At 54.0% G+C, this 12,175-nt stretch carries 13 protein-coding genes and 5 tRNA genes; 13 read left to right on the plus strand and 5 right to left on the minus strand.

Going from position 1 to position 12,175, the window contains the following annotated elements; genetic code table 11:
• The first annotated feature begins 9 nt into the window (after window positions 1–9).
• The 5 genes from BLR08_RS00005 to BLR08_RS00025 all read left to right on the plus strand — a co-directional run bounded on the left by BLR08_RS00005 (window position 10) and on the right by BLR08_RS00025 (window position 510).
• Window positions 10–95 (plus strand) — tRNA-Tyr (locus BLR08_RS00005).
• A gap of 12 nt (window positions 96–107) precedes the next feature.
• Window positions 108–180 (plus strand) — tRNA-Lys (locus BLR08_RS00010).
• A 16-nt stretch (window positions 181–196) separates the two neighbouring features.
• Window positions 197–282, plus strand: a tRNA-Leu gene (locus BLR08_RS00015).
• A 10-nt stretch (window positions 283–292) separates the two neighbouring features.
• Window positions 293–377: transfer RNA gene (locus BLR08_RS00020), tRNA-Leu, on the plus strand.
• A gap of 56 nt (window positions 378–433) precedes the next feature.
• Window positions 434–510: transfer RNA gene (locus BLR08_RS00025), tRNA-Arg, on the plus strand.
• Window positions 511–751: 241 nt separating this feature from the next.
• Here BLR08_RS00025 and BLR08_RS00030 read toward each other — a convergent pair.
• Window positions 752–1,663 carry a LysR family transcriptional regulator gene (locus BLR08_RS00030; RefSeq protein ID WP_072338062.1) on the minus strand — a complete coding sequence of 304 codons (912 nt, stop codon included), beginning with the start codon at window positions 1,661–1,663 and terminating at the stop codon, window positions 752–754.
• A 111-nt stretch (window positions 1,664–1,774) separates the two neighbouring features.
• Here BLR08_RS00030 and BLR08_RS00035 point away from each other — a divergent pair, with 111 nt between their 5' ends.
• Window positions 1,775–3,055, plus strand: a complete 1,281-nt coding sequence (locus BLR08_RS00035) for an adenylosuccinate synthase (protein WP_072338063.1) — start codon at window positions 1,775–1,777, stop codon at window positions 3,053–3,055.
• A gap of 59 nt (window positions 3,056–3,114) precedes the next feature.
• Window positions 3,115–3,801 carry a DUF421 domain-containing protein gene (locus BLR08_RS00040; protein WP_072338064.1) on the plus strand — a complete coding sequence of 229 codons (687 nt, stop codon included), beginning with the start codon at window positions 3,115–3,117 and terminating at the stop codon, window positions 3,799–3,801.
• A 107-nt stretch (window positions 3,802–3,908) separates the two neighbouring features.
• Here BLR08_RS00040 and BLR08_RS00045 read toward each other — a convergent pair whose 3' ends face one another.
• From BLR08_RS00045 to BLR08_RS00055, 3 genes are all read right to left on the minus strand, one after another.
• On the minus strand, window positions 3,909–4,559 hold the full coding sequence (locus tag BLR08_RS00045) for a helix-turn-helix transcriptional regulator (RefSeq protein ID WP_072338065.1): 651 nt from the start codon (window positions 4,557–4,559) through the stop codon (window positions 3,909–3,911).
• A 157-nt stretch (window positions 4,560–4,716) separates the two neighbouring features.
• Window positions 4,717–5,178, minus strand: coding sequence for a hypothetical protein (locus tag BLR08_RS00050; RefSeq protein ID WP_072338066.1), 462 nt, complete (start codon window positions 5,176–5,178; stop codon window positions 4,717–4,719).
• Between the two features lie 139 nt (window positions 5,179–5,317).
• Window positions 5,318–6,043, minus strand: a complete 726-nt coding sequence (locus tag BLR08_RS00055; protein ID WP_072338067.1) for a 3D domain-containing protein — start codon at window positions 6,041–6,043, stop codon at window positions 5,318–5,320.
• A gap of 102 nt (window positions 6,044–6,145) precedes the next feature.
• Between BLR08_RS00055 and BLR08_RS00060 the strand changes: the two genes are divergently transcribed.
• From BLR08_RS00060 to BLR08_RS00085, 6 genes are all read left to right on the plus strand, one after another.
• Window positions 6,146–6,967, plus strand: coding sequence for a uroporphyrinogen-III synthase (locus tag BLR08_RS00060; protein WP_072338068.1), 822 nt, complete (start codon window positions 6,146–6,148; stop codon window positions 6,965–6,967).
• A 79-nt stretch (window positions 6,968–7,046) separates the two neighbouring features.
• Entirely contained in the window at window positions 7,047–7,409 is a 363-nt protein-coding gene (locus BLR08_RS00065; protein ID WP_072338069.1) for a hypothetical protein, read from the plus strand.
• Window positions 7,410–7,434: 25 nt separating this feature from the next.
• Window positions 7,435–7,935 (plus strand): cation:proton antiporter regulatory subunit, encoded by a 501-nt coding sequence (locus BLR08_RS00070; RefSeq protein WP_072338070.1) that lies wholly within the window; start codon window positions 7,435–7,437, stop codon window positions 7,933–7,935.
• Window positions 7,932–9,170 carry a cation:proton antiporter gene (locus tag BLR08_RS00075; protein WP_072338071.1) on the plus strand — a complete coding sequence of 413 codons (1,239 nt, stop codon included), beginning with the start codon at window positions 7,932–7,934 and terminating at the stop codon, window positions 9,168–9,170. Before BLR08_RS00070 ends, BLR08_RS00075 begins: the two co-directional genes overlap by 4 nt.
• A 219-nt stretch (window positions 9,171–9,389) precedes the next feature.
• A complete protein-coding gene (locus tag BLR08_RS00080) occupies window positions 9,390–10,313 on the plus strand; it encodes an ABC transporter ATP-binding protein (RefSeq protein ID WP_072338072.1) in 924 nt (307 codons plus the stop codon).
• The gene (locus tag BLR08_RS00085; RefSeq protein WP_072338073.1) at window positions 10,306–11,082 is read left to right on the plus strand and encodes an ABC transporter permease; all 777 of its coding nucleotides are present in this window, start codon (window positions 10,306–10,308) and stop codon (window positions 11,080–11,082) included. The genes BLR08_RS00080 and BLR08_RS00085 overlap by 8 nt, the downstream gene beginning before the upstream one ends.
• A 114-nt stretch (window positions 11,083–11,196) precedes the next feature.
• Here the strand turns inward: BLR08_RS00085 and BLR08_RS00090 are convergent, their stop codons facing one another.
• Window positions 11,197–12,045, minus strand: coding sequence for a pentapeptide repeat-containing protein (locus BLR08_RS00090; protein WP_072338101.1), 849 nt, complete (start codon window positions 12,043–12,045; stop codon window positions 11,197–11,199).
• Window positions 12,046–12,175: the final 130 nt, after the last annotated feature.

A 12,175-nucleotide genomic window follows, 5' to 3' on the forward strand; every position in this document is an offset into this window, starting at 1 on the left:
TAGTAACACGGAGGCTTAGCGAAGTGGCCAAACGCAGCAGACTGTAAATCTGTTCTCTGACGAGTTCGGTGGTTCGAATCCATCAGCCTCCACCAGTATTTTAGTATGAGCCATTAGCTCAGTTGGTAGAGCACCTGACTTTTAATCAGGGTGTCGTAGGTTCGAGTCCTACATGGCTCACGTTTAATCTTGTTACGCGGTTGTGGTGGAATGGCAGACACGCTATCTTGAGGGGGTAGTGGGCGTACGCTCGTGGAGGTTCGAGTCCTCTCAACCGCACCATCATTCATATGCGTTCGTGGCGGAATTGGCAGACGCGCACGGTTCAGGTCCGTGTGGGCTAACCCCCCGTGGAGGTTCGAGTCCTCTCGAGCGCATCTTGAAACAACTAATCGGGATACCGACTTTGCCAAAGCCGGTATCCCGATTGCATGTGCCCTTAGCTCAGCTGGATAGAGCGTTTGACTACGAATCAAAAGGTCGGGAGTTCGAATCTCTCAGGGCACGCCATTATAACTTCATCGAACTACAAAGTGAACTGAGACTTAGATTCGAACGAAGGAGTTCGTCGGAGCTGCGCTTCGGAAGGAATACTTCGCAGTCGGCCAAAGGCCGCATCTCTCAGGGCACGCCATTATAGCTTCATCGAACTACAAAGTGTACATATGACTGAAATAGTAAAACTCTTAGGATCAGTTGTTTTCTGATTTTAAGAGTTTTTTTGCGTACAAAGATTACCTGCCTACTGGGCTTAGAGGGTGCCGTCCAACAGCCGGTCTACAAACCTCTGAGCCGCGGAGGAAAGCGGAACGCCGCTAAGCGAAACGACGCCGATATGTCTGGGCGGAATCGGTTCGGTTAGCTGAAGCTCATACAGTTGTTGGCTGGCAAGCTCTTGTGCAATGAAATTGCGGATGACGCAGGAGATACCCAATCCGGTGCGGGCGAAGTCGACCAGCAAGTCTATACTGCCCAATTCGATCTCGGGCTTCAGCCTCACTCCCAGACCGGCAGCGTGCATGTCGATGTAGTGACGTATGCTGCTGCCCGATTCGAGCAGGATGATCGGATAAGAGAGCAGGGCTTCCATTGAAATCGGTATTTCCGAAAGATGCTTGAAAGCAGCGCCGGCGACAAAGCAATCCTGGATCTGCATAACTTCGCGGATGTGCAGCTTATTCTTTGCGACAGGCAGCTTGTCTGCAGGCAAGGGCAAGTTGACAATGCCGATATCGATAGCGCCCTCCTTCAGCAAAGCGATCGTTTCCAAGGTAGTCCGATTCGTGACATGAATGCGGATTCCGGGATAGATAAGGTGAAAGGAGGCCAGAGACGGCAGCAAATAATGCTTGCACAGCGTATCTCCTGCGCTTATACGAATGTCGCCTGCCTCAAGCTGACGCATGTCGGCCAGTAGACGTTCACCCGTATGAATGAGCTGCAAGCCTTGCTCAATATAGGTGAATAAAACCTGACCTTCTCCGGTAAGCTGTACGCCCTTGGCTGTTCGGAAAAAAAGCGGGCCGCCCAGCTTGCTCTCCAACTGTTTGATGGCATGGGTGACAGCGGGTTGGGTCAAAAAAAGCTGTTCCGCCGCTTTAGTTAAACTCCCCGCTTTGGCTGCGCAATAAAATACACGATAGCCTTCCAGATGCTCGGACATTTCATCAACTCCATTTATGACAGAGATTAGTAACATTCATTATATTTATATCATTACCTTGATTATAATGAATGCGAATGGAAGAACTCAAGTGCCAAGGGAGAGGATTTTATGAGTGTGACAGCCGTGGTGGGAGCGAATTGGGGAGACGAAGGCAAAGGGAAGATGACGGATGTGCTGGCTGAGGAAGCGCGTTATGTCGTAAGGTTTCAGGGCGGGAGCAATGCGGGACATACGGTCGTTAATTCCTACGGGAAGTTTGCGTTGAGGCTGCTTCCTTCGGGAGTATTCCATACCGGCACGGTTAATGTGATCGGTCCTGGAGTCGCTCTGCATCTTCCCGACTTCTGGAAGGAAAGAGAGATGCTGATCGCCAGAGGTGTGCCGGAGCCGTCTCTCTTGATCTCGGACCGCGCTCAAGTGCTGCTTGGCATTCATAAGCTATTGGATGAATTGGAGGAAGACAGGCTTGGGGATCGTCGGTTCGGTTCAACGAAATCGGGCATTGCGCCTTTCTACAGCGACAAATATATGAAGCTTGGCATTCAGGTAGCGGATCTGTTCGAACCCGAGCGATTAAAAAGCCGTGTCGAATGTATGCTGGTGGGTAAAAATGTACTGCTGCGTCAATTGTATAACAAGGCTGAGATTAGCGCTGAAGCCGTTCTGAGGGAGCTTGAGGCTGAAGGGGAGCGGATAAAGCCCTTCGTCTGCAATACGACGATCCTGCTCCAGGAGGCCTGGCGCCGAGGAGAGAAGGTGCTGCTCGAAGGACAGTTGGGAGCGCTTCGTGATCCGGATCACGGCATTTACCCGTTCTCGACATCGTCTTCCCCTCTCGCAGGATTCGCTGCAGTAGGGGCGGGGCTTCCTCCTCATGCCATCCAGCGCATCGTAGCTGTTGTGAAAGCTTATTCGAGCTGTGTCGGCGAAGGGCCGTTCGTAACGGAAATCCACGGATCAGAAGCCGATGAATTGCGCCGGAGGGGGGGCGATGCGGGGGAGTACGGGGTTAACACAGGACGGCCGCGCAGGATGGGCTGGTTCGATGCCGTAGCCACTCGCTATGGCTGTATGCTCCAGGGAGCGACGGAGGCGGCGTTGACGAATCTCGATGTGCTCGGATATTTGGATGAAATTCTGATTTGCACCGCCTATCAGCTTGACGGAGTCGCAGAAACGGCATTCCCGGTATCCGCACGAATCGGGCGGTCAGCCCCTGTATTTGAGAATCTGCCCGGCTGGAAGTCGGATATTAGTGAAGTTCGTACGTTTAGGCAGCTGCCGGAAGAAGCTAAGGCTTATGTACGGCATATAGAGCATTTGATCGGAGTTCCGGTTCGTTATATATCCAACGGTCCCAGACGGGATCAGGTCATCGAGAGAGATTAAGATTCAAGCCGATACCCTGCGTTTAATGAAGGTGCAAGAAACGGACGGGAGGGTTTGGGATGAGCCTGGTGCCAATATCGCTAAAGCTGGTGATCGGATTCGCCGGCTTGTGGATCATTACAAGATTGCTGGGCAAGAAGGAGATAGCTCAGCTGACGCCTTTTGATTTCGTGTCAGCCCTGATGCTTAGTGAGCTGGTGGGAAACACCATATACAGCGACGATGTCGGATACGGTCCGCTCGTGTATGCCCTCGCCTTCTGGATGCTGCTCAGCTTTGCGATGGATAGGCTCGTGTACCGCAGCCGCCGGCTTAAGAAGCCGCTGGAGGGGGAGCCCTCGCTGCTGATTGTGAATGGAACCGTCAATCAGCGGGAGCTTGACCGCAACAATGTAGATATGGAACAACTGCGGACGATGCTGAGGCAGCGGGATGTGTTCTACCTGGCCGAGGTGGCCTTCGCCGTGCTGGAGACGAATGGCAGCCTAAGCGTGCTTCGCAAATCCGAACATGAGACGGTCACTCGGGGAGATTTGAAGCTGCCCGACCGGAAGAGCGAGCTCGCCAAGGTCTTGGTCATGGATGGAGAGGTGCGTGAAGAGGGATTAAGGCAGATTGGAAAGAGTAAGGAGTGGCTGCGGCAGGAGCTGCAGCAGCGCGGCTGCTCCGGGACTGAGCAGGTTAACTTTGCCGAATGGTCGGAGGAGAATGGACTATACATCGTGCGCAAGCAAAATAAACCATGAATGAGGACCAAGGCGCTGCAGAGCCGGAGGATGACACTGCATGGGCAGACTAGGCTAAAGGCCTAGGGACCTAGAAGCAATCCGGCATCCCGGTACCGCTCTTGAGCCTAAGGCGTGTCTGCGCTCTGCTTGGATTCTTCGAGATAATTATACATGGTGAATTTGGAGATGCTGAGATAGGTAGAGATTTTGTCGCCGGCTTTCTTGATCAGGAACGCGCCTTTCTGGTCAAGCAGCGAGATGAATTTCATCTTATCTTCCTTGCTCATCACGGCGACAGGCTTGCCGATCACATCCTGGGTCTCCTGGATCAGCATATCGAGCAGGTCGTTGACATTAGTGACGAACGCTTCATTTACGTCGGGTTGAAGGGTTGCGGCAGTCAGCGATTGCAAGGTTTTTTCGGCCATAACCAGGTTGGTGATGTCGAAGTTGATGCAGAGAGCGCCAATGCTCTTGCCTTCCTTGTTTTTCATGTAAAGGGAAGTGGAGCGGAGAATTCGCCCGTCCTTGGTTTGGGTGATATAGTTCATCCGGTTGCCGTTGTCCGTAGTGCCGCGCAGCAGCTCCAGCCCAAGATTAGTGCCAGGGTCCCCTACCTTGCGTCCGGTAATGTGGCCGTTGGAGATGGCGGCGATCGTGCTTTCGTAGGGCCGGGTCAGGTCGTGAAGCACGACCTCGCATTGTTCGCCGAATTGGGCGGCTATTCCTTGTACGAGCGATTCCAGAAATTCTTGTTCATCATGAATATGTTCCATGAGAAGTTCCCCCTATTATGCCGATGAGAGGATCGTATCATATTTCCGGCAGAAAACAAACTGCTAAACCAAGCCTAGTCTGGAGGCAGGCCAAAAGACCCCTAAAGCGCCGGGGTCATATTGCTGCCGGTTATAGGCATCTGACATAGCTTGAGAACTATTCGGATTTTTTTTTGTCCCGAAGCGGATTCTCAAGCTTCTTAGCCTTGCTCGTAATCTCACTATCTTCAGACTTTTTCTGCCCCCCCGCGCCCTGATCATTGCCGCTTTGCGGACTGTTGCCGGAGGAGTTGTTTTCCTTCGTAGCCGCCCAGGGATTGCCGCTTCGGCGAAGCATTTTTTGATATTCGATATCATGCTTCAAAGCCTTTTCCTGGGTTTCTTGAAGTTTTTTTAATTGTTTTTTCTCGGATTCCCTTTTTTTCTGCTCAACCTCAAATTCCTGCTGCTTAATTTCCTGATACATTTTCATCTGCTGCTGCAATTGGGTATCGATCGGCTTGTTGTTTTGCTGCGTGGACTGGATCTGCTGTTCAGGCTTCTGCTGCTGTCCACAGCCTGTGATCACGATAAGGGGGATAAACAGCCAGCAGCCCGCCCGGCATAAGGTATGCTTCATCGGTACGAAACCTCCCGGCTCGCGGCTTGCCAAGGCAGGCAAGCTTGGCGAATGATGATATCTCTAGCGTGCCCGATCCGCGAAAAAAAATGTTGCCGGGAGGCGGTTTTGTATTATGATGAAGATACGGTAATGGCTGTCAGCTTCGCGTATCTGTTTGATCGCTGGATAGAACGTATACCTTCACATTTTTCTTCACACCGAACTGGAGCGCCTCGTTCACATCTTGCATAAACACGTCTATGCGGGCGCCGCGGATGGCGGAGCCGGTATCTTCCGCTTTGCGTATTCCTATGCCATCAATAAAGACGGTTGTTCCGATCGGAATTATTTTCGGATCTACGGCTATCGTCCGGCCTTCTTCCGCTTTGCTGCCGCTGTACGTGATGCCATATTGCGGATGCGAAGGCGACTTGCCGGTTGATTCGACGCCGGCCGTATAGGCGGTCAAGGTTGTGGAGAGAACTTGCTTCACCGTGTTGGTTCGGCCGTCTGCCCACTGCAGGGCAGGCTCCCTTACAGGAATGTCCAGCTTCATCCCAATCGACAGCCGATCGGGAGACGCCAGCCCGTTAGTGGACACAATATCGTGAACGCTGACGCCAAACGACCGGGAGATGGCGTACAGCGTATCTCCGGACTGAACCTCGTAAGGAATGGCGGAAGGCAGCAGAACGGTTTGGTGATCAAGCGAGTCCGTATTCTCGAGCAGTTCGGGGTCTTCCGAAGCGATATAGAAATCATTGACGAAGATAGATTCATAGGGATCGCCGGAAGCGCGGGATAAGGACGGCGGGAGAGCCGAAGCAGCTGCTGCACAGAGTAAGGCGAGTAACGTCAGGACGCAGCGAGTCATACCATTCATTAAGAAATCAATCCTCCTCTAGCAAATTATGCTGAACCTAGCATTAGATTCGCCAGATTTTGAGGATTCTAAACATCAACTTGTCGGCAAAGGGGAATAAGAATGTCCAGATTACACGGAAAACGGGTGGCTATCACAGGTCCGCGCAAGGCCGCAGAGATGAGCGCCATCGTCGAGAAAATGGGCGGTATTGCCTTGGTCCGGCCTGCTCAGGGGACGGTAGCCGTAGAGGATGAGCTGGTGCAGGCGGAAGTCAAAAAGCTGCTTGTAAACGGGGCAGACTGGTTGCTGCTAACTACCGGCGTGGGCACCGAGCTGCTGGTACAAGCGGCCGAAGCGATCGGCGAAAAAGAGGCTTTTGTTCATCTGCTCGGGCAAGCCAACGTCGCCGCCCGAGGCTACAAAACAGTCAATGTGCTAAAAAAGCTGGGTGTCCATCCGGCTGTTCGCGACGATGACGGAACCACCAACGGGCTGATCCGAGCGATGGAAGGATGCGATTTGAAAGGGAAGAAGGTAGCTCTTCAGCTGTATGGCGACCATGCGCCGAGGCTTGTACAATGGCTGACGGAGCAGGGCGCCGACTACCACGAAATTTTGCCTTATCGGCACATTCCGCCGGAGCTGGCCGTCGCTGATCGGCTGCTGGATGAGATCATCGGCTCCGAGCTTGACGCCGTCACTTTCACCAGCACGCCCCAAGTCAGATTTTTGATGCAGTACGCCCGGGAACGCGGTATCTCAGACCGGGTCTTGCAGGCGTTCGATAGGGGCGTAATCGCAGTGGCCGTAGGCAAGGTTACGGCGGAAGCGCTGCGCGAGGAAGGCGTCACCCGCATCATTGCGCCGGAAGAAGAACGGATGGGCAGCATGATGGTCAGCTTAGCCAAATATTATGAAAAAGAGGCCGGTCATTTGAATTAAACGGCTATATTATGATACACTTGTATTAATTACTGCCTTGAAATGAATGAAATCCAACACCTAGAGAAGGAGGGGACCCATGAATTTTAGCACGGTCAACAACCGCGCAAGCAGGCCGTTTGTGCTGGTATTTGCGGTGATCCTCCTATTCTCTTTTCTTGCCCCCGTTATTGAAGTCAGCGTGGCGACCCGCACAGCCGGCGTCACAGCCGGCAAGGGATTTTCACAGGTTTTATCCTCCGGCGACCCGCAGCCGGTCAGGACCGGATCGCGGTCTGCGCTGGCCTTCGCATATATGCAACTGCTGCTGTCACGCATCAGAATCAGGCTGCCCGGCCTGGTGATGTCATCGACAGTTCCTACCCGATTGCGAATAAGTTTGCTTCGCCCTCTAAAGTTTACCTCCCATTACGTTGTATGGAACCTTCAATTGTTTAGGTAAACTATACAATGGAGGGAAACCAACAATGACAAATATCCGAGAAACCGATCTCCCCGGAATTGGGCGCAAGTACCAGCTCGTTACCGCAAGCGGAGACAAATTGGTTGTGATTATCCATGATGACGGTCGCAGGGAGCTGTACCAGTTTGACGCTAGCGACCCGGATGAGACGCTTGCCGTCCTGACGCTCGAGGATGACGAGGCACGTATTGTCGCCAGCATCGTAGGCGGGATGCAGTACAAGCCCAAGGCGCTGGAAACCATCGAAGTCGCGCTTGACGAGCTGATCATCGAATGGTACAAGATCGAGCCGCATTTTGACTGTGTAGGCAAGACGGTGGGCGAGCTGAAGATTCGTCAGGAGACGGGCGCAAGCATCATCGCTATCGTAGAAAAATCTCATCAGAAGAAAATTAATCCAGGACCAGAGGTTGTGCTGACGGCCGATGCCGTTCTCATCGTTGCAGGAGAGCGCAGGCACTTCAAGGCGCTTAAGGCCATGCTTGCAACGGGGAAATCGTCATGAGCGATCACATCGTACTAGAGGTCGGCTTGGCGGTGGCGCTTATCGCGGCGGCAGGACTGCTGTCCGCGAAGCTGCGCTTTTCAGTAGTTCCTTTTTACATCCTCATCGGTATGGCCGTCGGACCTCATGCGCCGAAGCTGGGCATATTCGATTTCCGATTTATCGAGAGCGCTCCGCTCATCGAATTTATGGGCAGGCTTGGCGTATTGTTCCTGCTGTTCTACCTCGGACTGGAGTTTTCGGTTGGCCGTCTGATCAAGTCAGGACGGTCCATCGCCTTCGGCGGAACCATTTATATTCTCATCAATTTCACCCTGGGTGTACTTCTGGGGATTATGTTCGATCTTCCCTGGATGGAAGTGCTGGTTGTGGCGGGAATTACGACCATATCCTCCAGCGCGATTGTAGCGAAAGTGCTCGTTGATTTGAAACGCACCGCCAACCCAGAGACGGAGATGATTCTTGGCATCATTATGTTCGAGGATGTTTTCCTCGCTGTATATATCTCCATTCTCTCGGGCCTCGTACTCAGTGGCGCCACCTCCGTAGCAGGGGTTGCGATGTCGGCTGTCATCGCGCTGGGCTTCATGCTTGGCTTCCTCGTGATAGGCCGCAAGGCGCTGCCGCTGCTGAACCGTCTGCTGAATATCCGCTCCAATGAGCTGTTCCTTCTTGTCGTGTTCGGCGCGCTGATGATTGTGGCGGGCTTCTCGGAAACCATTCATGTCGCTGAGGCGATTGGGGCGCTGCTCTTTGGTCTTGTCCTCGCGGAGACGGCGCATATGAAGCGGATCGAGCATATGATTTTGCCCTTCCGCGATTTCTTCGGGGCATTGTTTTTCTTCAGTTTCGGTCTGACCATTGATCCGTTCGGCCTCGGCGGCGCGATCTGGCTTTCGCTCGCTGCGGTTGTTATCACGCTGATCGGTAACTTCACGGCGGGCATGGTCGCAGGACGAAGTGCGAAGCTGTCTCCGCAAGCTTCCGCGAATATCGGGTTGACCATTGTGTCGCGCGGAGAATTTTCGATTATAATGGCGAATATCGGCAAGGCAGGCGATCTGCTGCCTCTGCTTCAGCCATTTGCCGCGCTCTATGTCCTTATCCTGGCGATTCTCGGCCCGCTCCTGACCAAGGAATCGAAGACGGTATTCAAAGTTTTGAACAAGTTTTTGCCGCTAGGAACAGCCAAGACTGCGAAAAAGCTGCAAAAAAGCACCGGTGAAGGCCCGTAAAGTTGAATGCGGCCACCAGCAAGCAAGTTAACAAATTTACAATATCGGATGAAGCTAGTTTGGTCGAAATGAAGAGGTATGGTATACTTTTCCTGCTGGAGAAGATACCATACCTTTTTTTAGGGCAAAGAAAGAAAGTTTATGTATTCAGTGCGGGTTCACGTGCGGAAGAACTTTCGGACCATAAGGATAGATTGCTTAGGAGGCAGGAGGTTAAGCATGGTAGCATCAGTCGTACAGCTAACGCAGGTAACGAAAAAAATCGGCTCCAAAACGCTCGTCGACGGACTCACCTTCGAGGTGCGCCCCGGTGAAGTATTCGGGTTCCTCGGGCCGAACGGGGCAGGAAAAACAACGACGATCCGGATGATGGTCGGCCTGATGTCGATATCGGCCGGGGACATTCGTATTCGCGAATTCAGCGTGGGCCGGCAGTTCGAACAGGCCATGCGCCATGTCGGCGCGATCGTGGAGAACCCGGAGTTTTACGGCTTCATGACGGGGTATCAGAACTTGATTCATTTCGCCAGAATGCTGCCCAATGTCGATAAGGAACGGATCGATGAGGTGATCCGGCTCGTGCGTCTGGAGAATCGGATTCATGACAAGGTGAAAACTTACTCGCTCGGGATGAGACAACGGCTCGGCGTGGCGCAGGCGATCCTGCATCGCCCATCCGTGCTTATTCTCGACGAGCCGACGAACGGACTCGATCCGGAGGGCATTCGCGAGCTGCGTGATTACTTGCGCATGTTGGCCAAGGATGAAGGGCTGGCCGTCATCGTATCCAGTCATCTGCTGTCGGAGATGGAGCTGATGTGCGACCGGGTTGCGATTATCCAGAATGGCCGGCTGCTGGATGTGCGGTCTTTCAAGGAAGCTGCCGGCGGAGCGGAGCAGCTGGAGGTGCGCTTCGAGGTAAGTGACCAGGCTTCAGCCTCTGCTGTGCTGCTGGAAGCGGGCTGCGAGACGCGGACGAACGGCTCCGAGCTCTCCGTGCAGGTGCCGGACCGCAGGGAGACGGTAGCTGCCTTAAATGCGCGCCTCGTGGCTGCGGGGATAGCCGTCTACAGCATTCGGACCGTGACGAAAACGCTTGAGGAGCAGTTCCTTGAGGTGACAAGGGGGAATCGCATTGTCTAGTCTGCTGTCGCTTGTGCAGAATGAAAATATGAAAATCTATAATCGGCTGCGTACATGGATCATGATGGGGATTTTGATCTTTACAGTTATAACGGCGGGCATCCTGATGAAATTTGTGCTGGAAGTGCCGTATACCAATGTCCTCCAGTTCATGGGCGCTACCACTTATTTGACCGGTTTATGCACGATATTCAGCGTGATTGTCGCGGGAGATATCGTCGCCTCCGAGTTCAGCTGGGGAACGATCAAGCTGCTGCTGATCCGGCCGGCGTCCCGCAGCAAGGTGCTGGCGTCCAAGCTGATCGCGGCCCTGCTCTTCATGCTGGGTCTGCTGGCGCTGCATTTCATCTTTTCATACTTTACAGGCTTGATCCTGTTCGGCATGGGGGCGCCGCTCCTCCCGGGAGGCGAGTCGATGGGCAATATTGTCCGCACGTATCTGCTGGATACGGTGAGTATAGTGATGACCGTCCTGCTGGCCTTCATGATCTCCGCAGCGTTCCGCAGCAGCTCGCTGGCTATCGGACTTTCGATTTTCCTGCTGCTGACGAAGGACGGCGTCGTGCTGATTCTGGCCAGGCTGAAATATGATTGGGTCAAATACTTCCTGTTCACCAATACGGACTTGACGCCCTACGTAACAGGCGGGAAGCCGCCGGTCGAAGGGATGACGCTTGGCTTCTCGGTAGCGGTCCTTGTGGCGTATGCGGTCCTGTTCTATCTGATCTCCTGGCTGCTTTTTACGAAGCGGGATGTGGCCGGCAACTAGGGCGAAAACCAATATGGCAAAAAGGCTTCACCGGACGATTAGCGGTGAGGCCTTTTTGCTGTGCCCCCAGGCGATATCCGCGGAGGTTCAAGATAACGCCCCGCTTCCATCGGCTTAGCGGGATGACCAATGAGCAGGCCGGCTGAGGATTGGCGGCAGCTTGACGGAGGCATCTCCTTTTGCCGAATTCAGCTGAGCCTGGGTGAGGAACAGGCTCTCCGTGAGATCTGCGCCATGCAGCTCCGCATCCCGGAGATCGGCCCCGATGAGATCGGCGCCCCGCAGATCCGCTCCTCGCAGGTTGGCCGCGATCAGGTAGGCGCCCCGCAGATTGGCCCCGCGCAGGTCGGCACCTTGGAGCTTCGCTCCGATGAGGTCGGCGCCGCGGCTGTAGGTTTTCCGGCGCTTGGAAGCGGCCGGGTAGCGGCGAAGAGCGTCCTCTCGCACAAGCTCGCTGGTCCGAAGGAGGAGCAGATTGACCTCTGCCCGATGCGCTCCTGCATCCAGCGCCAGAAGCTCGCCTGGACTGAGCCGGGTCAGGCGTTCCGTTTTATCGAGCGCCTCGCTCAGCGCCTCCCGCATCCCGGAGGCGGGCTTCAGCGTCAGCGCCTCGGACAAATACCAGAGCAGCTCGTGAAGATGCCGCATGATAGGGAAGGCATCGAACATTTCCTGCGCGCGGTCGGGTGTCTGACGCCAGTCCTGTCCGCCGTATGTTACCTGGGACAGATGCTGTCCGGCGCCGAAGCAATCATAGACCGTACAGCCGCGGAAGCCCAACTGACGAAGCTGAGCATGCACGCCGCAGCGAAAGTCGGTTTGCAGATGGGTGCAGGGCTGCCCGGCCTGTTTGTCGACGGCGAAATCGGCCGAAACCGCAAAGGGCAGAGCAGCGCAGCACAAGCCGAAGCAATTGGCGCAGTCGGCTTTCAGATGGGAACGTTGTTTATCGGAGGAATCCATAGCATGCTGTTTCACTGGCAAATCGTTCTCCTTCGAAATATCGTCAGGAATGAATTTTGAATAAATGTTGATAGTTTAAGTCTAAAACAATTTGCCGGCGATGGATAGCGCCATTTTTATTATACCGGTA

It is taken from the genome of Paenibacillus sp. cl123 (genome assembly GCF_900101595.1).
Taxonomy (GTDB): Bacteria; Bacillota; Bacilli; order Paenibacillales; family NBRC-103111; genus Paenibacillus_G.

What these genes read in the sequence shown, in the direction of transcription:
- BLR08_RS00045 (WP_072338065.1), bottom strand. Translation starts at nt 4,559, where the DNA reads ATGGAACATATTCATGATGAACAAGAATTTCTGGAATCGCTCGTACAA.
- BLR08_RS00080 (WP_072338072.1), top strand. Translation starts at nt 9,390, where the DNA reads ATGGTAGCATCAGTCGTACAGCTAACGCAGGTAACGAAAAAAATCGGC.
- BLR08_RS00075 (WP_072338071.1), top strand. Translation starts at nt 7,932, where the DNA reads ATGAGCGATCACATCGTACTAGAGGTCGGCTTGGCGGTGGCGCTTATC.
- BLR08_RS00030 (WP_072338062.1), bottom strand. Translation starts at nt 1,663, where the DNA reads ATGTCCGAGCATCTGGAAGGCTATCGTGTATTTTATTGCGCAGCCAAA.
- BLR08_RS00040 (WP_072338064.1), top strand. Translation starts at nt 3,115, where the DNA reads ATGAGCCTGGTGCCAATATCGCTAAAGCTGGTGATCGGATTCGCCGGC.
- BLR08_RS00070 (WP_072338070.1), top strand. Translation starts at nt 7,435, where the DNA reads ATGACAAATATCCGAGAAACCGATCTCCCCGGAATTGGGCGCAAGTAC.
- BLR08_RS00060 (WP_072338068.1), top strand. Translation starts at nt 6,146, where the DNA reads ATGTCCAGATTACACGGAAAACGGGTGGCTATCACAGGTCCGCGCAAG.
- BLR08_RS00065 (WP_072338069.1), top strand. Translation starts at nt 7,047, where the DNA reads ATGAATTTTAGCACGGTCAACAACCGCGCAAGCAGGCCGTTTGTGCTG.
- BLR08_RS00035 (WP_072338063.1), top strand. Translation starts at nt 1,775, where the DNA reads ATGAGTGTGACAGCCGTGGTGGGAGCGAATTGGGGAGACGAAGGCAAA.
- BLR08_RS00090 (WP_072338101.1), bottom strand. Translation starts at nt 12,045, where the DNA reads ATGGATTCCTCCGATAAACAACGTTCCCATCTGAAAGCCGACTGCGCC.
- BLR08_RS00050 (WP_072338066.1), bottom strand. Translation starts at nt 5,178, where the DNA reads ATGAAGCATACCTTATGCCGGGCGGGCTGCTGGCTGTTTATCCCCCTT.
- BLR08_RS00055 (WP_072338067.1), bottom strand. Translation starts at nt 6,043, where the DNA reads ATGAATGGTATGACTCGCTGCGTCCTGACGTTACTCGCCTTACTCTGT.